Consider the following 20,917-nt stretch of genomic DNA (forward strand, 5'->3'; position numbering starts at 1 on the left):
CGGTGCAATGTGAGGTATTGGTTGCCTTTTTATGAATCAAAAGTTTCTGTATGTTGCATTAAGAATCTATCGTTTCAGACGCCTGGTTCAGCAGCGGAGAGGGGTGATGCATCACGAGCGTAATCTAAGTTGATGATTTTGGAGTGATAATAAATTTATTGGTGCCCTTTTGTCGTCTCTGGCCTGCTTTGTGCACTAGCCCATGCACTTCTCTTTGCTACGGGATATCACTATGTCTGACGAACATCACAGTGGCCTGCTTTACGGCCTTGAACAGCGGATCCCACCGCTTCCGGCCTTTTTCAGCGCTCTCCAGCATGTGCTGGCGGGCCTGGTGGGGATCATCACGCCGCCGCTGATCATCGGCGCTACCCTCGGGCTTGGCGACTGGCTGCCGTATCTCATCAGTATGTCGCTGATGGCCTCGGGCATTGGCACTTTTCTGCAGTCCAATCGGGTATGGGGCATCGGCGCCGGGATGATCTGCATGCAGGGCACCAGTTTTGCCTTCCTCGGCGTGACGGTGGCCGGAGGGATGTGGGTAAAAGCCCAGGGCGGCGGGCCGCAGGATATGATGGCGATGCTGTTTGGCGTTAACTTTGTCGCCGCTCTGGTGCCGGTGATTGTCAGCCGCTTTATCGAACCGCTGAAGAAAATCTTTACTCCCATCATTACCGGCAGCGTGATTGCGCTGATCGGCATCAGCCTGATCAAGGTCAGCGTCATCAACTGGTGCGGTGGGGAAAAGGCCGAGGATTTCGCCAGCATGAGCAATATCGCGCTCGGGGCGGGCACCCTCGGGGTTATCGTCCTGCTGAGCTGCGCCAAAAACCGCTGGCTGCGGCTCTCCTCGGTGGTGGTGGGCATTGCCGTGGGCTGCATCGCAGCGGGGCTGAGCGGTCAGTTCCATCTTCACAGCCTGGGCGACACTCTGTTTCGCCTGCCGACGCTGTTTCCGTTCGGCTTTCAGTTTAACAGCGCGATATTTCTGCCGGTCGCCCTGGTGTCGCTGGTCTGTATTCTGGAGGCGGTGGGCGATCTGACGGCCAACTCGCTGATTTCGCAACAGTCTGTTGACGATCGCGCTTTCCGTAACCGGCTGAAGGGCGGTATCCTGGCGGATGGCGTCAGCTGTATGGTGGCGGCCATGCTCTGTGCTTTTCCGAACACCACCTTCGCGCAGAACAACGGCGTGATCCAGATGACCGGGGTGGCCAGCCGCTATGTCGGACGCTACATTGGCGTGATTCTGATCCTGCTCGGGCTGTTTCCCCCGGTGGGCGAACTGCTGCGGCAGATCCCGGCGCCGGTGCTGGGGGGCGCCACGATGGTGATGTTTGGCTGCGTGGTGGCGGCCGGGATCCGGATTATTACCCAGACCCCGCTGAGCCGTCGCGATGTGCTGATCGTGGGGCTGGCGTTTGGCGCGGGTCTTGGCGTGGAGTCGGTGCCGGCGTTTCTCAGCCATTTTCCGCCGATGGTCGGCGATCTGTTCGGTTCGGCGGCCACCAGCGGTGGGCTGGTAGCGATAGCGCTGAACCTTATTCTGCCGCAGGAGCAGGCGGCGACGAAATCGTTAAGGAGTCAGGATGATCGCGCTGAGTCAGTTTAACAGCCTGAGCAAAGATGAGGCGGCGGGGCTGCTGGCCCCTTGCGTGGCGATCCCGGCCTGGGGCGAGATGCTGGTGAGCTTACGACCTTTCGCCAGCCGCCATGCGCTGCTGCAGGCCGCCCGTAAGGCGATGGCTAACTGGGGAGAGGACGAGCTGAACGCGGCGCTCAGCGCCCATCCGCGGATCGGTGAGAAGCCGACCGGCGGCCAGGCGCACGCGGCGCTGTCGCGCCAGGAACAGTCGGCGGTGGACAGCGAGAATGAGCGGCTCGCGCAGGCCCTGCGGGAGGGCAATGCCCGCTACGAAGCCCGCTTTGGCCGGGTGTTTTTAATCCGCGCCAAAGGGCGCAGCGGCGATGAGATGTTGCAGGCGCTGACGCGCCGGCTGCAGCATACCGCCGACGAAGAAGTGGCCGAGGCGCTTGCCCAGCTGCGAGAGATTACGATGTTAAGACTGGAAGGAGTGATTGGCGAATGAGCACCCTGAGCACCCATATTCTGGATATTTCCACCGGTACGCCGGCAGAAGGCGTAACGGTCAGCCTGAGCCGGGAGGGCGAGACGCTGGCGAATCTGGTGACCAACGCCCAGGGGCGTATCGCCACCTTTAGCGCCGCGCCGCTGCCGGCGGGGCGCTATTGCTTAACAGCGGAAACCGGGGCGTGGTTTGCCCGCGCCGGGCGCGAGAGCGTCTTTACCCGGGCGCAGATTGATTTTGTTATCGGCGAGGCGGCAGAGGACCATTTCCATCTGCCGTTTCTCATCGCCCCGGGCGGGTGGTCGACCTACCGCGGCAGCTAAGCCGGCTGCCCGCTGCCGGGCGGCGCTGCGCTTGCCCGGTCTGGAGCGTTACGGAGCGGGCATAGACAGCCCCGTAGGCCCGGTAAGGCGCAGCCGCCACCGGGCATGTACAGATGGCTCCGGCGATCATCCTTCCTGTTTTATCCCCACACAAGGATAATTATTCTCCTATCCCCACCAGGGGATAACCTTGACATTATCCCCTACAGGGTATAAAACCAAGTTTATCCCGACAGGGGGATAAATGATGGTGAGGAACAAGGCGATGAATTCCCCGCAGATATACAGTCCCGTGCAGCTGGCCAATTACCTGAAGCTGCTGCGCCAGCAGAACCACTGGACCCAGGATGCGCTGGCCAGGCGGATCGGCATTAAGCAGGCCACGCTGTCCAATTTTGAAAATCACCCCGACAAAACCACCTTAACCACGCTGTTTAAGATCCTCCAGTCGCTGGGGGTGGTGATGACGCTGAACGCCAAAGCTGCTGAGACGGCGCCGGCTCCCGATAACAACACGGACCTTGACTGGTAATGGCGACGCTTACCACCTGGATGAACAATGTGCGCGTGGGAACCTTAACCCGCCAGGCTAACGGGGCGCACAGTTTTCGCTATGACGAAGAGTGGCTGCGCAGCCCGCGCGCCAGACCGCTCTCCCTCTCACTGCCGCTGCAGTATGGCAATATCACTGCCGACGCGGTGTATCACTATTTTGATAACCTGCTGCCCGACAGCCCGCAGGTCCGCGACCGGATCGTCAGGCGCTATCAGGCGCGCTCGAAGCAGCCGTTCGATCTGCTGGCCGAAGTCGGGCGGGATAGCGTAGGGGCGGTGACCCTCCTGCCGCCGGGGGAAGAGGCGCACCTGGAAGGATTACGCTGGCAGACGCTGGACGAGGCGCAGCTCACCGCTTTGCTGACCGCTTACCAGTCGGATATCCCCCTCGGGATGATTACCAGCCAGGACGATTTCCGTATCTCGGTGGCCGGCGCCCAGGAGAAAACGGCGCTGCTGCGGATGGGCGAGCAGTGGTGTATTCCGCAGGGCGCCACGCCGACCACGCATATCATTAAGCTGCCCATCGGCGAGATCAAGCAGCCCAATGCGACGCTGGATCTGCGTGAAAGCGTGGATAATGAGTATCTGTGCCTGGCGCTGGCCAGAGAACTGGGCCTGGCGGTGCCGGAAGCGGAGATCATCACCACCCCGCGGATCCGCGCCCTGGCGGTAACCCGCTTCGACCGGCGCTGGGCGCAGGAGGGACGGGTGCTGCTGCGTCTGCCGCAGGAGGATCTGTGTCAGGCTTTTGGTCTTCCTTCAGCGATGAAATATGAGTCTGACGGCGGGCCGGGTATCGCCGCGATCATGACCTTTCTGCTGGGCTCGAGTGAAGCGCTGAAAGATCGCTATGACTTTATGAAGTTCATGGTCTTCCAGTGGCTGACGGGGGCGACGGACGGTCACGCAAAAAACTTCTCAATTTACCTGTTGCCCGGCGGCAGCTACCGCTTAACACCGTTCTACGACATTATTTCGGCGTTTCCGGTGCTGGGCGGCACGGGACTGCATCTGCGCGATCTGAAGCTGTCGATGGGGCTCAATGCCACAAAAGGGCGTAAAACAGAGATTAACGCCATCTATCCGCGTCATTTTCTGGCGACGGCCAAAGCGGTGAACTTTCCCCTGGAGCAGATGCTGGCGATCCTCCAGGAGTTTGCCGGGCATGTGCCGCAGGCAATCGAAAGCGCTCGCCGGACGCTGCCGGCGGACTTTTCCAGCCACGTCTGGCAGGCCATTACAGAGAACATGCTGAAGCTGCACGCCCGCCTGCAGCAAGGGCTGCAGGCGCTATAGCAGAGCCGGCTGGCGGCTAGCTCTGCGGCTGCCCCCAGCGGCTGCGCAAATAGTTAACCGCCTGCCGGGTTTGCGGCTGATTGAGGTTGTTTTCGCGGAACAGGATGGTGCCCTGGATCTGCGGCAGAGTCTCATTGAGATCGAGCTGCTTTTTCAGCTCCGGCACGCCGCCGTCCACCGTCCAGTCAGGCTCATTTTTGGACGGTTCACCCACCTTGTACAGCGCCACGCCGATATACAGCCGGGTATGCGTCGGTTTAACCACCTCGGCCCACCAGTTGGCCAGCACATCATAGCGCGCGGCATCGCGGGCAAACGGCCAGTAGATCTGCGGCGCGATGTAGTCGAGTAGTCCCTGCTGCACCCAGCTGCGGGTATCGGCATAGGACTCATCATAGGCGGCCGCGCCACGGGTATCCGACCCCGCCGGATCGTGGGAGCGGTTGCGCCACACCCCCGCCGGGCTCACGCCAAACTCGACGTTCGGATTGAGCTTTTTGATAGTAGTGGAAACCTGGGCTATGAGCTGCTGGGTGTTATGCCGCCGCCAGTCGCCCTTCGAGGCATAGCCCTGCCCGTAACGGCGGAAAGTCTCGTTGTCGTTAAGCGGGGAAGAGGCGGTTTCGGTATAGAAATAGTCGTCGAACTGCACGCCGTCAATCGGGTAGTTCTGCACCACTTCAGCGACGATGCTGGTGATCCAGTCCCGTGCTTCGGGAATGCCCGGGTCGAGAACAAAGCGATCGCTGGCGGTGCGGATCCAGTTACGGTGCAGGACGAACACGCTGGCCGGTACCTGAGTAAGGGTGTTGTTCAGCTCGGCAATCGTCGACGGTTTGGTGTTGACCGAGACGCGGTAGGGATTAAACCACGCGTGAACCTTCATGCCGCGCTTGTGCGCTTCATCCAGCATAAACTGCAGCGGATCGTAGCCAGGGTATTCGCCGATTTTGCCGGTCAGCATATCGGACCACGGCAGAATATCCGACCGCCAGAGCGCCGTACCGTCCGGTTTCACCTGGAAAAAGACGGTGTTGATCCCCAGGCGCTGCAGGTTATCGAGTTTAGCGATCAGCGCCAGCTTCTGCTGCGTGATGCGACTCTCCGGCGTGCTGGCGATAATCGACCCGACCGGCGGCCAGTCAAGGCGCGAAACGGTGGTGAGCCACACGCCGCGCACCGGCTCCCGGTGCGCCTGCCCAGCTTTGACGGCGGCAGCGTTCGGCGGCGTGACAAGGGATTTAGGGGCTTTACTGGTGCAGCTGAACAGCATGCCAGCGGCGATGAGCGCCGCGCCTGCCAGCGCCACTTTGCTGGCTAAGGGGAATCGACGAGAATGGCTGATGATGAACTCCCGTGTACTCAGATCGTCGCGTGTAGGCGCTATTCTCTTACGATTCGTGGGTCAGAGCAATTCCTTCATCCGTCGGATCGCCATCACCTAGTCATAATGTAAGGTATAGGTCGCGACGGCCGACACCTGACCGGCGGTGATCCGGGGACGGGTCTGGTAGTAGCGGGCAGTGAGCTGCAGGATAAACCGGCCCGCACTCGCGCTGCCCAGCGTCATCTCATGATTCAGGGCGACCGGCTGGCGATGGTAAAGCAGTTGCACGCCGATACCCTGCGCCCGATCGTCGGTGGCGTCATTGCGCAGAACGCCATGCCCCCGGGCGGAGAGGGGCTCCGCGCCGTCAACTCGCAGGGAAATCGTGACCGCGCTGTTGCAATCCAGCTGCAGCGCGAAAGGGGTGTCGCCGGTGGTTTTGCCGACGCCGCCGAAGTGGTCAAGCATCGCCGCAGGGAGCTTGATCAGGGCTGGCGTGGCGTCATTCACTGAACATCCCGCGGTGCTGATCCTGCCGGTTAAGTCTAACGCGGCCAGCGGGGTATGCTCCGCCATTAAAAGCGCTCGCTGTGATACTCAAGCTCGCCCGGCGTCGCCGCGGGACCGGTTTTAATGAGCTCAATCGTCAGGCGGAAATAGCCCAGTTTCCACACCGCATCGGGCAAGGCGGCGGGATTGTCCACCCGTTGGCTAAACGGCGAGGGCGTCGGCCGGTCAGGAAAGCCGCCATAGCCGCCGATAGCGCGCAGCGATACGCGAACGCCAATGCCGGCGAGGTTAGTTTGATAAACCGTCGGTCGCGTCACTCCCCCGGACAGCAGACTGTCCAGCAGCAGCGGTGACAGCCCGTGCGGATCGTCCGCGCAGCGGATCCACTGTTCGCCGCCGTCGCTAAGGCGGTTCCAGGCGAAACTTTTATGATACAGCGGGGTGCCGGGTCTGGCGTCAGCCGGAACCGTGAGCTGCCCCACGTTCAGCCGAAGGGTGGAGGCCTGGCCGCGGACAAACACTGGCGTACAGGCCCATCCGCTGGCGGCCGGTAACAGAATAAATAACAGCGTCAGGGCGACCCGACGCAGGAGAGTTAAAAAGGACATGATAACGTCTGCTGTAAAATGAGTGGATGGGGGGTCTGCGCCAGCGTCGGGGTGAGATCGTAGCGGGCGCTACAGCGCTGCTGAGGGCCCGGCCCCCATTGCGCATAAAGGGTGCCTTTTGGCGCCAGGCCGGCCAGGTACACCTGACCCTCGCTGGCAACGATGCTGTTGGTGTCCTTAGCGCGTACTTCGCTGCCAAAGGGCAGCGGTTGTCCCCGCGACTGCAGCGTAAACAGCGCCTTATAGCCAACGTGGGTGTGAAAGCGCGCCAGAACCACCGCGTCTTCGGTAGGGACCAGCGTCACGGTGCTGTTGGCCAGATCCACATTCTCCGGCAGCGAATGGCTGTCGAGAGAGACGTCGTTGCGGTGATAGGCGGTGGCGAAGGGCAGCACGGCGTACCCGTCACCATTGGTGGCGATGGTTTTCTGGTTGGCGAGGGTCACACCCCCTGCGCCACCGGCGTCAATCAGGACGACAGCGCCATTCATTTCCGGCGTAAAGACTACCCCGTGGCGGTGAATCAGAATGCCCCCGCTGGCGCCGTAGTTCAGACGAGCGGCCTGCGAATCGTGGCTGTAGCCGAGATTCAGATCGCCCCTTCCACTGCTGTACCCGGCCGTCAGGCTGCCGCTGGACCCGTTTTGCCGATCGCGGGTTTGGCTGACGGCGTAGCTAAGCGCGTGATTGTCCAGCAATGTGCCGTTGAGGCTGACCATCTGACTACCAACGCTGTGGCGGGAGGAGGTCAGGGTATAGCCGGCATAGCTCCCCGGCAGCAGGTGGCTCAACGGCACGGAAAGTGACAACGTCACCACTTTGTCGGAATGCGGCTCGTCATCCTCCTCGTCACCGTGGCTGCTGCGGGAGTCGCTGTAGCTGAGCGACCACGCGATACCGTGAACCCGGCTGCTGATCCCCATATTGGCGGTACGCTGTGTGGCGCCCCCTGACCAGTAGCTGTCCTGGTCGAGACTCAGATAGAGGGTGATATCGTACGGCAGGCTCTGGCTGGCGGTGATTTGCAGGGTTGCTTTTTTGTTGTCGCTATCCTGCAGGTCGTCGTCGCTACCCGGGCTGGAAAACGCCTCGCTCAGCGTGGCATAGCGCTGATGCGAATAACGCCAGCCGGTGAAAGTCAACTGCGTGCCGAGACGATCAAAACCTTTGCTGTACTGGAGCTGCCAGGCCCGGCCATCGATCGGATCCTGCTGGTGCCGGTCGCGGGCGTTTAACAGCTGCAGCGAGAGCGCCCCGGCTTCTCCCAAACCCTGTCCTGCGCCGAGCGAGAGGTTATGGTATTGCGCCGCGCTCTGCAGTCCGCCAAACAGCGTCAGGTTATGGGCGAACCCGCGCATCAGCGACAGCTGCATCATCAACGGCCGCTGGCTGGCATCGTCGCTATGGTAGCGCCCGGCGACCAGGTTGTATTTCAGGCTGCCTTCGCGCTGCATGCTGGTCACCGAAGCATACGGCTGGGTGAAGCGGCGGATTTCGCCATCCGACTCTTTGACGGCAACCTCAAGATTGCCGCTGCTGGCGGTGGGATAAAGATCGTCAATCACGAACGCGCCGGGGGTGACGTAGGTTTGATACAGCACGTAGCCATTTTGCCGAACCGTGACCTGGGCGTTGGTTCTGGCAATCCCGCGGATGGTCGGGGCAAAACCTTTCTGCGAGTCCGGGAGCATTGCATCGCTGGAGGCGAGGGATATTCCCTGAAACTGTACCGCGTCAAACACATCGCCCGACGTGAAGGTATCCCCGAGGGTCAGTTCACTCTGCCAGCGCGTCAGGTCGCGCTCAAGCCAGGCGCCGCTGGTCGTCCACTGGGGCTTATCATCGCTGTTGGCGGTCAGGCTATTGCTGGCGCGCAGGCGCCAGGCGCCGAGGTTCACGCCGCTTTTCAACATCAGATAGTTATCGCGCTCGGTGCTGCCCTCGCGGGTACGCTGGCTGGCGCCTGAATAACGATAGTTACTCTGAAAGGCGCTAATACCTTCGTCCCACAGCGCAGAGGGAACATTATCCCTCGCCCGGTGCGTCATCAGCGCCTGAGGAATGGTCATTACCAGCCGCTGATGAGCAAAATCGAAATTGACCGTGCTGCCCGGCAGCAGCGCGTTGAGTTCGGGACATGAGCGGGACGTTGCGCTGGGCGCCTGAGACAGCACGGCCGGGTTAACTCCGGCCTGCAGCAGATCTTCCGGCTTAAGGCAGGGCGTGAGCTGTCCGCGATCGTTCTGGCGAAACGTGACGGTCTTACGGGCGTCCAGCGTGACGCCGTTGACCTGCCAGCTCACCGGATAGGCGCCTGGCGGCTGGCCCGCCTGCTGATTGAAGCGTTGCAGATCCACTGCCGGCAAATGGTCGTTTTTCTCCAGCAGATCCATATTAAAGGTCGCCTGGGCGTGCAAGAGCGCGCTCTGTCCGCCCAGCAGGATGGAGAGGCTGACGACGGTAACGGTATGAGCCGGGCCGTGGCGCATCGCGACATCAGACGCTTAGTGCGCCGAAACGGGGGCGCTAAACGTCTGCACAGCGCCAAAGTCATCCAGAATGCGCCAGCTCACCTCGCGGGCGCAGGCCTCGCCGGGGAGGGCATACTCTTCACGGCTGTGAGGAGCAATCACGCTGCGCTCAAGCGGCGTTTTCTGGTTCTGGCCCGCGCAGGTGAGCGTGGTGATAGTCACATAATAGGGGGAGGCATTCTCCGCCTGCAGGTGGTTGCCGCTGATCCGCCAGCGCAGGTGCTGCGCCGCGTCGAGCGCCGAGCCAGGGAGCCCTGCCGGGCGATAAATGAGCTTCAGTTGATTCTTAATAGCAAATTGCAGAATGTTCTCGCCAGCCGGCGCGGTATTGGCGGGAATCACTTTGATATTCAGGGTGAATAAACTCTCACGGTCAGAGGGCAGTTGCGGCGAGGTTAATAACACGCGCAGATCGTTGCTGTCTCCGGCATCCAGACGGAACAATGGCGGGGTGACGATAAACGGTGATTTATTATTATCAGCCAGATCGTCTACCCAGCTCTGAATAAGCACCGGATCGTGAGGATTGGTGTTTTTTACCGTGATGTCTGCCTCATGGCTTTGTTCATTATAAATGACACGTGTGCCGGCAATGGCAACCCCGGCGGCAGACGCCAGGAACGGGCAAAAGAGAAGGCTCAGGATAAAAGCCGCTTTATAACACTGCATAATTGAGGATCCGGTCACGAGGAATGAGAATAAGGGCAGGGGGACGCTGCCCTTGGAAAAGTGGCAATCAGGACATTCTATTCGTACACAATATCAATATTGGCCGTGGCATTAATATTGCCGGCGGTGACATCCTGTGAGGAATCGCTCTTCACATCGGCAATAAAGTTAAATGCAATATCACCGTTTTCGTCGGCTTGCGAAACCGCCGTTTTGCTCTGCTTGTCAAAGGTCAGCTGAGTGCCTTCCGTTGAGCCGTCAGGGGAAGAGAAGACTTCAATGCCCACCCCTTTGGCGGTATCCGCGGAGTCGGAGAGCGCCAGCACGGCGGCGCTGGTGCCGTTAGCGTTGGTATCCGGAGTACCTTCCAGGCTGATACTGATGTTCTGCGCCAGTGGGCAGCCGGTGAGGTTGATGGTGAACGGCGTTTCTGCGGTTTTCGCTTCATGGGATTTCAGCGCCGACATATCGACGTTGCCAAAATCGACATTAACATCGCCACCGTTATTGGCGATCTGGCAGGACTCGTTAATAATTTTACCGGTGAAATTCAGTGTACCCGCCGCGCGGGCGGTGGTCACAGTAGCCAGACTTAAGGCCAGCAGTGAACCAACAACCAGCAGGGTGCCTTTTTCTTTCATACTCAAACCTTATTAAATAATCACAAGTTAACAAAAGCATTTAACATTTTTAAAGCATGTTTTTTATTTCTGTTCACAAAAAACGGTAAGCATCGCTAATGTATATTACCGTCGGGGGCGGGATTATACGGAGAACATCGTAAAGGCCCATTGATAAGATGTGTTAAGCTGTAACATTATTTATTTTTTGGTGTAAGTATAATCTCATTAAATATTAAAAAGAGTCCCATGCGTATAATGCATTATTTCCGGGAGATAACTGTTCTGAGCAAATTTTACGAAAAAGTTGCTGTTAATCCCGGCAGTTGACCGGGTGGCCCGGAATAATCATTTACGCTGCCGCTATTTTGCAGTAGCGTGGAGTGACGGCAGGAAGCCGCAGGTTGTAGGGCACAGAAACGATGCTGTGCCGCGCAGTGTCACCCGTTATCAAGGAAGATTGCTATGTCTCCATTTCGTCTCGCTCTGCTATGTCTGTGCCTGGCGCCGCTGGCGTCGTCTGCTGCGCTTTCCGGCCAGGTTCATTTTTCAGGACGGGTCATCAATCCGGCCTGTGTTATCGCCCCCCGGCACGATCGTATCGATGTCTCGTGCCAGCACCATTCACCGGAACAGGTCGCCTTGACAAACAACCGTCCTCGCTACGCCATGCTGGACAATCGTGGTGAGGTCAGTATTCACTGGCGAAATGCGCAGCATAGCGAAGCGGATGTCATTATTCGCTATCGCTAAGGCGGGATAAAGGCAATGAAGAGTAAGCTGATGCAAGGAGGTAAAGGATAAACCGTTGTGCGGTTTACGCGCGCATCAGCCATAACCAGCGGGCAGACGCGCGCGCAGAAAATCATTCATGAAAACAATTATTGCCGCCGCCCGGCGGCAGAATCAGGTGTCGTCTGGCGCCCAAGCGAGCTCCGGGATCGGAAAGCGGCCCACCGTCATAGAGAAAGGGAAGCAACTCAGCGGATCCGCGACTGTTCATCGTCGCGTAACGTCAGCACCTCAAAACCGTTGGCGGTGACGGCCACGGTGTGCTCCCATTGCGCGGAGAGTTTTTTATCGCGGGTAACCACCGTCCAGCCATCTTTTTTGGTTTTGATACGGCTGTCGCCCTGGTTGACCATCGGCTCAATGGTGAACACCATGCCTTCCTGCAGCACGGCGCCTTCTCCGGGGCGGCCGTAATGCAGCACCTGCGGTTCCTCATGCATTTCCTGACCGATGCCGTGACCGCAATATTCTCTGACCACGCTATAGCCATGTTCCTCCACCCAGCGCTGAATAGCGTGGCCAATATCGCCCAGCGTCGCGCCAGGCTTCACCACCTCAATGCCTTTCCACATCGCTTCATAGGTAGTCTTTACCAGCCGGCGGGCCAGCGGGGAGACATCGCCTATCAGGTACATCTTACTGGAGTCGGCAATCATGCCCGCTTTCTCGAGGGTGATATCGACGTTAACAATCATCCCGGAGCGCAGATGTTCGGTCGCTTTGGGGATCCCGTGGCACACCACATCGTTAATGGAAGTGTTCAACACATAGGGAAAATCGTATTGCCCCTTGCTGGCCGGGCGGGCGTGCAGCTGGTTGACGATAAAATCTTCCACTCGATCGTTAATCGCCATCGTCGTTACGCCGGGAACGATAAAAGTATCCAGCATATCAAACACTGACGCCAGCAGCTGGCCGGCATGGCGCTGCCGGGCGAGTTCGTCGGCGGTTTTAATGATTATTGATGGCATTGATCACCTCCAGCAGACGGTCAGAGCCGGATTTCAGCATCAGCAGTTTGATCTGCTGGTGGTTAAGCTCAGGGTAGAGTTCGCTCATCATGCCCAGACGGATCCAGTATTCCGCCTGGGCATTGACGGAGCGGGACATGGCTTTGCTGGCATCACGAATATCATCGTGCAGCAGATCGGAGATTTTGACGATTCCCATAGATATATACCGTAATGATTCGTATATACATCGTATACAATCCAGCGCGGGATGTCCTTGGCATTTTGTGGCGTGGATGGCTAGCACCATGCAAAAAAGCCCGACCAGCGGGCTTATATTCAGCATTTTTTCGGGTTAAAAATTCGCGCTGTGCACCATGGCGAAAATTACCCATTAGATTATCGGTATGCAGAAAGAAAATAACATGATGGCGACGCATCAATATATTTTATGCAGGTGTTAATTTTGCGTATTAATATTCTCCCGTCAGGCCGGGAATCCGAAGGATTTACAGCGCGTCAGTGAGTTTATCCACCACCACTTTACCCGCATTATCGAACTGCGTAATGCGGAAACTGTCGCTCCAGGAGCGGCGGGTGGTGAAGCGGTCAAACAGGGATACCCGGCCTTTGCGATGGCCATCTTTACTTAAAATAACCCATTCGGTCACCGAAGAATAATGCTGGCTATTGTCATGCCGACTCTGTTGTTCAACAAGCTGGTCTTCTTTTTCCACTTTTAAATAATCACGCAACATATTTAACCTCCATAGAAAGTATTATTAACATTACTCCTTTTATTTATTCTTTCAATCAAACTTTTTAATCAATAAAAGTAACTATTAGTGGGCGACCTAAGTGCAAAAATCGCGGGGAATATCACTCCTTCGGACGGCCTGGTCCACTACGCTTAATGAGAGCGTCCGCCGCGACTACTGCGGTGTCCGGGTCAGAAAGAGGCCAACAAAAGGCCATATCCTTGTATTCTTAATAGGCGTAATTCTGCTATATCTAATGCGTTTTGCCACGACCGAGCCACAGAGAGCGCTGTACCATGAGTAACGATCACCTGACGGATATTGCCTATCGCCACTTTATTGAAAGCGTTAAAGATTATGCCATCTATATGCTGAGCGCCGACGGCACGGTCATTAGCTGGAATGAGGGCGCCCGCCGGGCAAAAGGGTACCTGAGCGACGAGATCATCGGTCGCTACTTCGGTCTCTTCTATAGCGAAGCTGAGCAACTCTCCGGTGTACCCGCAAAAAACCTGGAAATCGCCCTGCGTAGCGGGCAGTTTGAAGGGGAAGGCTGGCGGTATCGCAAAGACGGGTCCCGATTCTGGGCGCATGTCATGATCGATACCATCCGCGATGAGCAGAACACCCTGCTGGGTTTTGCCAAAATTACCCGCGACATTAGTGAACAGAAGGCGATTAACGACCGCATCGCCTGGATGGCGCGCTACGATGCGTTAACCGGTTTACCCAATCGGGTGGAGTTTTTTGAACGGGTGGAGAAGCTGATCACTGGAAATGATGCCCGCCGCTTTGCCATTTTCACGATCGATTTAGACAAATTTAAAGAGATTAACGATCTGCAGGGCCATCTGATTGGTGACCAGCTGCTGCAGCGCGTGGCGGGCGCCGTGCTCAAAACGCTGCAGAAGGAGGAGATGGTCGCCCGCTTCGGCGGCGATGAGTTTGTGGCCGTTAAACCTTTTTCCGATGAGGGTGAAGTGGATGCCTTTGCTGCGCGCCTGTGGCGCTGCTTCAGCGGTAAGCAGACGTTTGCCGCGACGGAAGTGGTTCTCTCCGCCAGCATTGGCATCTCAGTCTACCCGGAGGACGGCACGGATATTAATACGATACTGAGCAATTCCGATCTGGCTATGTATCGGGCAAAAAGCAGCCTCGACCATAAGATTTGCTGGTATGAACGTGAAATGGATGACAAGACGCGGCAGCGCAATATGATGGCCGCCGATATCCGGCGCGGTATTCACGCCGGGGAGTTTTCGCTCCACTATCAGGCTATCCGCAACATCAAAGATCGTAGCATCACCGGTTACGAGGCGCTGCTGCGCTGGCAGCATCCGCAGCTGGGGACGATCCCGCCGGACGTGTTTATTCCCATCGCCGAAGAGAGCGGCGCCATCGTGCCCTTAGGTTACTGGGTGCTCGAGCAGGTGTGTAACGAATCGCTGGAAAATGGTTTGAACAGAAAAGTTTCGGTCAATATCTCTCCGGTGCAGTTGCGTCATCGTAGCTTTATCGAAAAAGTCCGCGAGATCCTGATGCGTACCGCCTACCCGGTCAGTCTGCTGGAGTTTGAGGTCACCGAAACGGCGTTTGTGATCAATAAACAGCTGGCGTTCAGCGTTCTGCATCATCTGCAAAAAATGGGGATCAGTATTGCGCTGGATGACTTTGGCACCGGTTACTCCTCCCTGAGCATGCTGCGCGATTTTCATTTCGACGTCATCAAACTCGACCGCAGCTTTATGACAGATGTGGAGAGCAACCCTCAGGTACGCTCATTCGTGCGAGCCATTATTTCGCTGGGCAATTCGATCAATACGCCGCTTATCGCCGAGGGGGTGGAAACGGCTGGACAACTGCAGATCCTCGAAGAGGAGGGATGTGACGAAATGCAGGGATTTCTGTTCGGCGAGCCGGTCGATATCAAACACCTGCCCGACCGGCGCTGATGCGCCCACCCTCCGCTGGTGGGCGTAAGGGCGTTACTGATGCGCAAGCGCTGCCTGCCCGGAAAGATGCAGCAGCGCCGAGCGCAGCGAGACCTCGAACATCTGACCGTGCGTCAGACCGGGGTAGCGCCAGAAGGCTACGGTCAACCCTTTACTGGCAAGCTGCTGTTGGGTTTGACGCAACACCTCAAGCGAGGCCTCGTGCCCGGACGGCTCTCCACGGGCTTTACCGTCACCCTCGAGTAGGTACAGCGATTTCCCGCGAAAGCGGACGGCATCAAGACTTTGGCTTGCCTGCAAAGGCGATTGCAGGGCCTGACCTAGCGACGGGCTGGCGGAATAGTAGATCCCGAACGGCGAAGCCTTCCTCCACGCGTCGAGCACAAACAATCCGCCGTAGGAGTGGCCCCAGATAGCGCGCTGGTGGGGATCTATTTCAGGTTAGCTTCCGTCTGGGGAACCATCGTTTCGGTCAGCAGCTGGCGAAAAACATCATTGCCCCCGGTTTTACGCGGCGGTAGCGCGGGTTTCCCGGCGCGAGGCTCATGCGTCTTTAGCGGTGGGGTGTAATCCCAGGCGCGGGCTGCGGTATCAAAGGGCAGCGCGGTCTGGTAGCCGATAGCGACGATCACCGGCGGGGAGCCGGCGAAGAGCTGCTGCAGAAACGCGTCGTCGAGTTTATCCATCACCGCGTTGCCATCCAACATATACAGTACCGGATAGCCGGCGGCGGGCGGGGCTTTGTCCGGCACTGCGGTCCATACCCGGTAGTGACGTTCGCCATCGGCAGAGTCATACTGGCGTTGCGTAAAGTGGTAAAACGCCGACCCTTTATCCGCAATGTTCGGCCCCAGCGGCTGAAGATCCGGCCGGGCAATACTGCCGCTGCTGTAGAAGAGTGCGCCAATCGCCAGCGTCAGCAGCCCGCTCGTACGACCTGTTGTGATGCTCCCTGAACTCAACTTCACCTCGTCTGTCCCCCTGTTTTGTTGCTTCTGGCGTTATTGTTGGGCTGACACGTTAGCACAGCTTTTATGATAATGGTTCTCATTTCTTTTTCTGGCGTTGCCACAAACTGTATGCTGGGGGAGCGGGTGACGGGATAAACGGAGATGACGAAGATAAGGACCCTGTAGGCGGTCATAAAAGAAAATTCAGGAACGATCGTGAAGGTGACTCAACAGTTTTTTGACCAGCGGAGTGAGCGCAATAAACAGCAGCGCAATAATTACGATCAGCAAGAGCGTCAGCCCTTTATGGTGGCTGATAAGCACCAACAGCATCGCCAGCGTCATGGTATGATCCTTTAATAAATGGCGTTAACCACCGCCAAGGTGAATAAAATTCAACAGAATGGTTATGACCACCCAGGCCAGCAGCAGATAGCGTCGTTTATCGCGTCGAGCTTCCAGCGCAGCAAAATAGTTAGCGCTGTACCAGGTCGATATGATAATAGCCAGCGTGATGATGACCTGCCAGATCGCCTCGCTGAAACCGGTGACGATGCTTATGCCACGAAAGCAGAGGACAATCGCAATACCGTTAAACGCATTACACATCAGCCATCCCCACAGACTTGCGGGTCGGCTAAATAAATATCCCAATCGTAAAACCAATGTCGTATTCACCCTGCAAAAATAATCGCGCTGTAAAATGCATTTTAACGATCGAACAGGTATTGATATAAATCAAAACTAATGGAATACCGCAGGAATCACTGGCGTACGGCGCTATCAGCGCGAGCAATAAACCTGAGGATCAGTAGCCCTGGAGAATATTTAACTCATTGTTTTAATAACATTTTAGTTATGAGATACCTGCGGTAACGTGCGTACTTCAAGCAAGTAGCAATACGTTGGTTTCTCTGGTTATTATTACCATTGAGGTTATAACGGGGAGAATCAGATTATTCGCCATGTTTGCTGGGCGAGGGGTGAAAATCCGACCGGGGCCAGAGCTCCGGTCGGTGTCATACTTAATGGGGCAAGGCGTTATGCTGCAGAATTTTCAGGAAATCATGTTTGTCTGAGATTAATGACAGTGCGTTAGCGATCAGCTCATCGCTAAATATCGAGGCAATTTCCTTGAGTACGTCAATATGCTCTTTCTCTTTCGCGATCACGCCGATGGCAATAAACATTACATTGCTCCGATCCCAGATTACGCCATCAGGAAACTGATAGATCTCAATCCCGGTTTTAAGGATGATATCCGTCGCGGATTTCGGCAAATGCGGCAGGGTGATGCCATTGCCTAAAAAGGTCGAGACCTGATGTTCACGCTCCAGCAGAAAGTGGACACATTCCTGATTGACATAGCCTTTGGCTTTAAACTCCGCGCCGATCATGGCGATGACTTCCGCTTTATTACTGGCTTTGCAGCCAATATGCAGATTATCCAGCGTGATGTTATCGATCATAACCAACCTCCCTGGTGAGACGAGTGGATTTTTTATCTTCATGGTTTGCTGACAGCTCTGCTTCTAACTGCTCAAGCGATTTATTAGAGGTCTCGGGCAGGGCAAAGACCACGAAAAGAATGGCTAAATAGTTAATGGCGGCGAAGATAAAGAAGACTGGCCCAAGGCCCAGTTTTGCCTGCAGCAGCGGGAACAGATAGCTGACCACCGCGTTCATGATCCACATGAAAAATACCGAGATCCCCATCGACAGTCCGCGGAATTTCAGCGGGAACAGTTCGGCTAATACCACCCAGGTAATAAAGCCCATGGAGCCCTGCATCACGCCGACGAACAGCGCGCCCAGCAGCCAGATGGCGGTAGCTTTCAGGTCACCCACCAGGGTGTAATCGACAGCGGCGATAATCAGATGCAGGGTTGCCATAATGGCGAAACCGTAGATGATGATTGTCTTACGTTTGAAGCGGTCGACAAGGAACAGTACCCCGATCAGCATACCGCCCACGGAGAAAACACCGTTCAGCACGTTGCAGATCAGCGAAGTACGCTCTGAGAAACCGGCGGCACTCAGGATTTCCGTACCGTAATACATAATGACGTTAACGCCGGTGGTTTGCTGCAGTGCGGCCCAGGTAATGCCGACCAGCAAAATTTTGAGGATCCAGGGTGTTTTGACAATCGTCGCAAAGGTGCTCTGGGCGCTGTACTTATTACCAGCTTCAATTTTGATCAGGGTAGAGATGTCATCGTACTCCTTCTGCGCGCGTTCCGCCGGGCGGATTTGTTTGAGGATATGCAGCGCTTCATCATGACGATTTTTGCTGATCAGCCAGCGCGGGCTTTCCGGCGCGCGCCACATGCCAACGAACAGGCAGATGGCCGGAATCGCTTGTACCAGCAGCATATAGCGCCAGACGTCCGGCAGATGGCCCCAGATGATGCCAATGATCGCGTTGATGGCAAACGCCGCCAGCTGGCCAATGACGATGGCGACTTCATTCAGGCCGGTCAGCTTGCCGCGCATCTCGGTAGGCGCCACTTCTGAAATAAAAGTGGGGGCGGTGACCGAAGCGCCGCCGACGGCATAGCCCAGCAGGGCGCGGGCAATCAGCAGGGTAGTGATATCGGGGGCCGCGGCGGAAAGCAACGCGCCGATGAGAAAAACAAAGGAGAGAAAGAGTAAATATTTACGCCGGCCGAAGTAATCGGCAAATTTGCCGCCAAACACGCTGCCCAGCGCGGCGCCGACCAGCAGAACGCTCATTACCAGCCCTTCGGTGGTTGGGGTCAGCGCCATGTACTGCTTCAGTGAGGAAAAGGCGCCGTTGATAACGCCGGTGTCGTAACCGAAAAGCAGGCCGCCGAAGGTGGCCACTAAGGTGATCTGATGAAGTCGTTTTCTCTGTTGCTGGTTCAGGTTTGTTATAAATGACATGGTAGTCCCTTTATTTTGTTGAACGACACAAGATAAAAATACATCTCCCCAGTCAGGATTTATCACGCCTGTGTTGTCGTATCTAACTGAATTAAATGATTTTCTTCTTTATGTAATTGCTCAGCACAAGGCAGGGTACGCTAAGCAATGGCGGTCAAAGAGGTTTACGGCTTGGTGTTGACATGGATGTAGTCGATATCCGTTCTCCTTTGCGGGTTAGCGGTCTTTAGTGCGTCAGTCGCGACGACATTTGCCGATGAACAGCGCTCTGGTGTGGCACGTTGCTGTCGCTCCGGCGATTTACCGTGGTAAGAATATGGCACAAAGAAATGGAATGAACATGCAACAAGATCACATTATGAAAATTTAATTTCAATTCAGTGTTGCAGAATGGTAAATGCATGAAGCCAATCACAAAGGCTAAAGGGAGTATATCCCCATGAAAAGCAGGTTAAATTTACAGTGATGTAATAATGATGTTGTTTTCAGTGGGTTAATGTAAATCGAAGAATACTACGCAGATCACATTTTTACGCCATAATATTGAAGAATAGAATTTATATTTCATTGTCACGTTCGGGGCAAAATGAAGATAGAGGCCTTTTACCTCCGGTCTGAAGGGGAAATGAGCGGTTCGCTTTGCCCACGGGGGCGGAGGTTAAGGATGAATGCACCACCGGGGGAAACACCGGGTAAAAATGCAGAGAAGGGGGATTCTCTGCATCTTACCCATCACGAAAAAGATCAGTGCAGTGCGGGCCAGTAGCCTTCGTTGGCGACGATCAGTTCATCGAGGATGGCTTTCGCCACCGAAGCGCTGGGCACCGTTTTCGACAGGGCGATGGCCTGCCACAGTTTCTGGTAACTGCCCTCAATCCAGGCGTCAACCACCAGTTTCTCAACTGCCACCTGCTGCTCCATCAACCCTTTCTGGAATGACGGGATTTTCCCCATCGCCAGCGGTTCCGGACCATTAACGCCCACCAGGCAGGGGACTTCCACCATCGCCGTCTCATCGAAGTTGGCGATGGCTCCGTTGTTCTCGACGATCAACAGCATCCGCTCCTGGGTGTTAAAGGCGATGGCGCAGGCGAGGTCGACGATAAAGGTGGCATGGGCCCCGGCATGGAAATGCGCGCCTTCCGCCGTGCCGCGACGGGTGATCTCCCGGGCCATATCAAAGACCTCTTTTTCGCGTCCGGCCATCACCTCGTTGGCCCGCGTAAACTCCGGGTCGGAATGCGCCACTTCATAGTCCGGGTAGAGATAGTATTTCAGATAGGTGTTAGGCAGCGTCGACGGATCGAGGGCAAACACATCCTTCACCTTTTTAAAGGTCTCGATCCAACTCGGCGCCTTATGCTGAAAGTCTTCTTTTGGGCTGCTGTATCCCTGCTCCGCCACGTGACGCTTCAGCGCCGGCATCAAATCGTTACCGGCTTTATCGGTGATGCTGGTCCACCAGCCGAAGTGGTTCAGGCCATAGTAACGAACGTTCAGCGCTTTGCGCGACGGCAGGCCGAGGATGTCGGCGAACAGACCCTCGATAGCCACCGGCATATCGCAGATGTTGATGATGCGCGCGTCGGGCCGCAGGCGACGGGTCGCTTCCGCGACGATAGCCGCCGGGTTGGAGTAGTTGAGCATCCAGGCCCCTGGTGCGTACTGCTGCATATAATCGACCAGCTCCAGCACCCCGGCAATCGAGCGCATACCGTAGGCAATCCCACCCGGACCACAGGTCTCCTGGCCCGGCACGCCATATTTCAGCGGGATCTTTTCATCCTTTTCCCGCATCTCATACAGGCCAACGCGAATATGCGCCATCACGAAATCGACGTCGGTAAAGGCCGCCTGCGGATCGGTGGTATAGCTGAACTTCACCTGTGGGAAGCGTTCAGCCACCAGGATGGCACAGGCGTCGCCGATAGTCTTCTGACGCTGGTGATGGTTGTCATACAGACGGATCTCCCGCAGGGGAAAGCGCGACATATTTTCCAGTAACATCATCACAATCCCAGGGGTATAAGTACTGCCGCCGCCGGCAATGGTGACCACAAAATTATCTTTCATTTACCA

The 20,917-nt window shown here is 56.5% G+C and carries 25 protein-coding genes and 2 other annotated features; of the genes, 8 read left to right on the forward strand and 17 right to left on the reverse strand.

The window, feature by feature from the left end:
* Positions 1 to 232: 232 nt before the first annotated feature.
* From KPHS_25980 to KPHS_26020, 5 genes are all read left to right on the forward strand, one after another.
* On the forward strand, positions 233 to 1,612 hold the full coding sequence (locus KPHS_25980) for a putative guanine/xanthin permease (RefSeq protein ID YP_005226898.1): 1,380 nt from the start codon (positions 233 to 235) through the stop codon (positions 1,610 to 1,612).
* Positions 1,590 to 2,090 (forward strand): 2-oxo-4-hydroxy-4-carboxy-5-ureidoimidazoline decarboxylase, encoded by a 501-nt coding sequence (locus tag KPHS_25990; protein ID YP_005226899.1) that lies wholly within the window; start codon positions 1,590 to 1,592, stop codon positions 2,088 to 2,090. The genes KPHS_25980 and KPHS_25990 overlap by 23 nt, the downstream gene beginning before the upstream one ends.
* Positions 2,087 to 2,413 carry a transthyretin-like protein gene (locus KPHS_26000; RefSeq protein ID YP_005226900.1) on the forward strand — a complete coding sequence of 109 codons (327 nt, stop codon included), beginning with the start codon at positions 2,087 to 2,089 and terminating at the stop codon, positions 2,411 to 2,413. Before KPHS_25990 ends, KPHS_26000 begins: the two co-directional genes overlap by 4 nt.
* A 265-nt stretch (positions 2,414 to 2,678) precedes the next feature.
* Positions 2,679 to 2,945, forward strand: coding sequence for a DNA-binding transcriptional regulator HipB (locus KPHS_26010; RefSeq protein ID YP_005226901.1), 267 nt, complete (start codon positions 2,679 to 2,681; stop codon positions 2,943 to 2,945).
* A complete protein-coding gene (locus KPHS_26020) occupies positions 2,945 to 4,267 on the forward strand; it encodes a HipA family toxin-antitoxin system (protein YP_005226902.1) in 1,323 nt (440 codons plus the stop codon). The genes KPHS_26010 and KPHS_26020 overlap by 1 nt, the downstream gene beginning before the upstream one ends.
* Before the next feature lie 16 nt (positions 4,268 to 4,283).
* Here the strand turns inward: KPHS_26020 and KPHS_26030 are convergent, their stop codons facing one another.
* The 6 genes from KPHS_26030 to KPHS_26080 all read right to left on the reverse strand — a co-directional run bounded on the left by KPHS_26030 (position 4,284) and on the right by KPHS_26080 (position 10,553).
* Positions 4,284 to 5,576 (reverse strand): glycoside hydrolase family 10 protein, encoded by a 1,293-nt coding sequence (locus KPHS_26030; protein YP_005226903.1) that lies wholly within the window; start codon positions 5,574 to 5,576, stop codon positions 4,284 to 4,286.
* A 132-nt stretch (positions 5,577 to 5,708) separates the two neighbouring features.
* Positions 5,709 to 6,104, reverse strand: a complete 396-nt coding sequence (locus KPHS_26040) for a fimbrial protein (RefSeq protein ID YP_005226904.1) — start codon at positions 6,102 to 6,104, stop codon at positions 5,709 to 5,711.
* Positions 5,709 to 6,712: a sequence feature (potential frameshift: common BLAST hit: gi|288935520|ref|YP_003439579.1| fimbrial protein), on the reverse strand. (Overlaps the previous gene by 396 nt.)
* Complete coding sequence (locus KPHS_26050; protein YP_005226905.1) at positions 6,170 to 6,712, reverse strand: fimbrial protein; 543 nt, start codon at positions 6,710 to 6,712, stop codon at positions 6,170 to 6,172. Its footprint overlaps the feature before it by 543 nt.
* Complete coding sequence (locus tag KPHS_26060) at positions 6,700 to 9,201, reverse strand: putative fimbrial biogenesis outer membrane usher protein (protein YP_005226906.1); 2,502 nt, start codon at positions 9,199 to 9,201, stop codon at positions 6,700 to 6,702. The genes KPHS_26050 and KPHS_26060 overlap by 13 nt, the downstream gene beginning before the upstream one ends.
* A 15-nt stretch (positions 9,202 to 9,216) precedes the next feature.
* Complete coding sequence (locus KPHS_26070; RefSeq protein ID YP_005226907.1) at positions 9,217 to 9,912, reverse strand: putative fimbrial chaperone; 696 nt, start codon at positions 9,910 to 9,912, stop codon at positions 9,217 to 9,219.
* Positions 9,913 to 9,989: 77 nt separating this feature from the next.
* A complete protein-coding gene (locus KPHS_26080) occupies positions 9,990 to 10,553 on the reverse strand; it encodes a putative fimbrial-like protein (protein ID YP_005226908.1) in 564 nt (187 codons plus the stop codon).
* Positions 10,554 to 10,997: 444 nt separating this feature from the next.
* Between KPHS_26080 and KPHS_26090 the strand changes: the two genes are divergently transcribed.
* Positions 10,998 to 11,285, forward strand: coding sequence for a hypothetical protein (locus KPHS_26090; protein ID YP_005226909.1), 288 nt, complete (start codon positions 10,998 to 11,000; stop codon positions 11,283 to 11,285).
* A 227-nt stretch (positions 11,286 to 11,512) separates the two neighbouring features.
* On the opposite strand, the gene KPHS_26100 is transcribed toward KPHS_26090, so the two are convergent.
* The 3 genes from KPHS_26100 to KPHS_26120 all read right to left on the reverse strand — a co-directional run bounded on the left by KPHS_26100 (position 11,513) and on the right by KPHS_26120 (position 13,032).
* Positions 11,513 to 12,295 carry a methionyl aminopeptidase gene (locus tag KPHS_26100; protein YP_005226910.1) on the reverse strand — a complete coding sequence of 261 codons (783 nt, stop codon included), beginning with the start codon at positions 12,293 to 12,295 and terminating at the stop codon, positions 11,513 to 11,515.
* The gene (locus KPHS_26110; RefSeq protein YP_005226911.1) at positions 12,276 to 12,494 is read right to left on the reverse strand and encodes a ParD-like family protein; all 219 of its coding nucleotides are present in this window, start codon (positions 12,492 to 12,494) and stop codon (positions 12,276 to 12,278) included. The genes KPHS_26100 and KPHS_26110 overlap by 20 nt, the downstream gene beginning before the upstream one ends.
* Positions 12,495 to 12,783: 289 nt before the next feature.
* Positions 12,784 to 13,032: a hypothetical protein gene (locus tag KPHS_26120; RefSeq protein ID YP_005226912.1), complete on the reverse strand. Its 249-nt coding sequence runs from the start codon at positions 13,030 to 13,032 to the stop codon at positions 12,784 to 12,786.
* A gap of 296 nt (positions 13,033 to 13,328) precedes the next feature.
* Here KPHS_26120 and KPHS_26130 point away from each other — a divergent pair, with 296 nt between their 5' ends.
* Positions 13,329 to 14,984, forward strand: a complete 1,656-nt coding sequence (locus KPHS_26130) for an EAL domain-containing protein (protein ID YP_005226913.1) — start codon at positions 13,329 to 13,331, stop codon at positions 14,982 to 14,984.
* Between the two features lie 33 nt (positions 14,985 to 15,017).
* On the opposite strand, the gene KPHS_26140 is transcribed toward KPHS_26130, so the two are convergent.
* The 7 genes from KPHS_26140 to KPHS_26200 all read right to left on the reverse strand — a co-directional run bounded on the left by KPHS_26140 (position 15,018) and on the right by KPHS_26200 (position 18,838).
* Positions 15,018 to 15,170: an esterase_lipase family protein IroE gene (locus KPHS_26140; protein YP_005226914.1), complete on the reverse strand. Its 153-nt coding sequence runs from the start codon at positions 15,168 to 15,170 to the stop codon at positions 15,018 to 15,020.
* Positions 15,018 to 15,952: a sequence feature (potential frameshift: common BLAST hit: gi|152970230|ref|YP_001335339.1| putative oxidoreductase, Fe-S subunit), on the reverse strand. Its footprint overlaps the gene before it by 153 nt.
* On the reverse strand, positions 15,416 to 15,952 hold the full coding sequence (locus KPHS_26150; RefSeq protein YP_005226915.1) for an alpha/beta hydrolase: 537 nt from the start codon (positions 15,950 to 15,952) through the stop codon (positions 15,416 to 15,418). It overlaps the preceding feature by 537 nt.
* A gap of 186 nt (positions 15,953 to 16,138) precedes the next feature.
* Positions 16,139 to 16,279: a hypothetical protein gene (locus KPHS_26160; protein YP_005226916.1), complete on the reverse strand. Its 141-nt coding sequence runs from the start codon at positions 16,277 to 16,279 to the stop codon at positions 16,139 to 16,141.
* Positions 16,280 to 16,303: 24 nt separating this feature from the next.
* Positions 16,304 to 16,543, reverse strand: coding sequence for a hypothetical protein (locus KPHS_26170; RefSeq protein YP_005226917.1), 240 nt, complete (start codon positions 16,541 to 16,543; stop codon positions 16,304 to 16,306).
* 28 nt (positions 16,544 to 16,571) lie between these two features.
* A complete protein-coding gene (locus tag KPHS_26180; protein YP_005226918.1) occupies positions 16,572 to 16,730 on the reverse strand; it encodes a hypothetical protein in 159 nt (52 codons plus the stop codon).
* Positions 16,731 to 16,959: 229 nt separating this feature from the next.
* Complete coding sequence (locus KPHS_26190; protein YP_005226919.1) at positions 16,960 to 17,403, reverse strand: phosphoenolpyruvate-dependent PTS family enzyme IIA component; 444 nt, start codon at positions 17,401 to 17,403, stop codon at positions 16,960 to 16,962.
* Positions 17,393 to 18,838 carry a major myo-inositol transporter gene (locus KPHS_26200; RefSeq protein ID YP_005226920.1) on the reverse strand — a complete coding sequence of 482 codons (1,446 nt, stop codon included), beginning with the start codon at positions 18,836 to 18,838 and terminating at the stop codon, positions 17,393 to 17,395. The genes KPHS_26190 and KPHS_26200 overlap by 11 nt, the downstream gene beginning before the upstream one ends.
* Positions 18,839 to 19,094: 256 nt before the next feature.
* Here KPHS_26200 and KPHS_26210 point away from each other — a divergent pair, with 256 nt between their 5' ends.
* A complete protein-coding gene (locus tag KPHS_26210; RefSeq protein ID YP_005226921.1) occupies positions 19,095 to 19,208 on the forward strand; it encodes a hypothetical protein in 114 nt (37 codons plus the stop codon).
* Between the two features lie 374 nt (positions 19,209 to 19,582).
* Here KPHS_26210 and KPHS_26220 read toward each other — a convergent pair whose 3' ends face one another.
* Entirely contained in the window at positions 19,583 to 20,911 is a 1,329-nt protein-coding gene (locus tag KPHS_26220; protein YP_005226922.1) for a 6-phospho-beta-glucosidase, read from the reverse strand.
* Positions 20,912 to 20,917: the final 6 nt, after the last annotated feature.

The sequence above is a fragment of the Klebsiella pneumoniae subsp. pneumoniae HS11286 genome, from assembly GCF_000240185.1.
In the GTDB taxonomy this organism is placed as follows: domain Bacteria; phylum Pseudomonadota; class Gammaproteobacteria; order Enterobacterales; family Enterobacteriaceae; genus Klebsiella; species Klebsiella pneumoniae.

Excerpts from the sequence above, each read along its gene's own strand:
- KPHS_25990 (YP_005226899.1), top strand. The coding sequence starts at position 1,590 with ATGATCGCGCTGAGTCAGTTTAACAGCCTGAGCAAAGATGAGGCGGCG.
- KPHS_26190 (YP_005226919.1), bottom strand. The coding sequence starts at position 17,403 with ATGATCGATAACATCACGCTGGATAATCTGCATATTGGCTGCAAAGCC.
- KPHS_26080 (YP_005226908.1), bottom strand. The coding sequence starts at position 10,553 with ATGAAAGAAAAAGGCACCCTGCTGGTTGTTGGTTCACTGCTGGCCTTA.
- KPHS_26170 (YP_005226917.1), bottom strand. The coding sequence starts at position 16,543 with ATGTGTAATGCGTTTAACGGTATTGCGATTGTCCTCTGCTTTCGTGGC.
- KPHS_26050 (YP_005226905.1), bottom strand. The coding sequence starts at position 6,712 with ATGTCCTTTTTAACTCTCCTGCGTCGGGTCGCCCTGACGCTGTTATTT.
- KPHS_26000 (YP_005226900.1), top strand. The coding sequence starts at position 2,087 with ATGAGCACCCTGAGCACCCATATTCTGGATATTTCCACCGGTACGCCG.
- KPHS_26120 (YP_005226912.1), bottom strand. The coding sequence starts at position 13,032 with ATGTTGCGTGATTATTTAAAAGTGGAAAAAGAAGACCAGCTTGTTGAA.
- KPHS_26020 (YP_005226902.1), top strand. The coding sequence starts at position 2,945 with ATGGCGACGCTTACCACCTGGATGAACAATGTGCGCGTGGGAACCTTA.
- KPHS_26210 (YP_005226921.1), top strand. The coding sequence starts at position 19,095 with ATGAACAGCGCTCTGGTGTGGCACGTTGCTGTCGCTCCGGCGATTTAC.
- KPHS_26100 (YP_005226910.1), bottom strand. The coding sequence starts at position 12,295 with ATGCCATCAATAATCATTAAAACCGCCGACGAACTCGCCCGGCAGCGC.
- KPHS_26220 (YP_005226922.1), bottom strand. The coding sequence starts at position 20,911 with ATGAAAGATAATTTTGTGGTCACCATTGCCGGCGGCGGCAGTACTTAT.
- KPHS_26060 (YP_005226906.1), bottom strand. The coding sequence starts at position 9,201 with ATGCGCCACGGCCCGGCTCATACCGTTACCGTCGTCAGCCTCTCCATC.
- KPHS_26070 (YP_005226907.1), bottom strand. The coding sequence starts at position 9,912 with ATGCAGTGTTATAAAGCGGCTTTTATCCTGAGCCTTCTCTTTTGCCCG.
- KPHS_26160 (YP_005226916.1), bottom strand. The coding sequence starts at position 16,279 with ATGACGCTGGCGATGCTGTTGGTGCTTATCAGCCACCATAAAGGGCTG.
- KPHS_26010 (YP_005226901.1), top strand. The coding sequence starts at position 2,679 with ATGAATTCCCCGCAGATATACAGTCCCGTGCAGCTGGCCAATTACCTG.
- KPHS_26130 (YP_005226913.1), top strand. The coding sequence starts at position 13,329 with ATGAGTAACGATCACCTGACGGATATTGCCTATCGCCACTTTATTGAA.
- KPHS_26110 (YP_005226911.1), bottom strand. The coding sequence starts at position 12,494 with ATGGGAATCGTCAAAATCTCCGATCTGCTGCACGATGATATTCGTGAT.
- KPHS_26090 (YP_005226909.1), top strand. The coding sequence starts at position 10,998 with ATGTCTCCATTTCGTCTCGCTCTGCTATGTCTGTGCCTGGCGCCGCTG.
- KPHS_26200 (YP_005226920.1), bottom strand. The coding sequence starts at position 18,838 with ATGTCATTTATAACAAACCTGAACCAGCAACAGAGAAAACGACTTCAT.
- KPHS_25980 (YP_005226898.1), top strand. The coding sequence starts at position 233 with ATGTCTGACGAACATCACAGTGGCCTGCTTTACGGCCTTGAACAGCGG.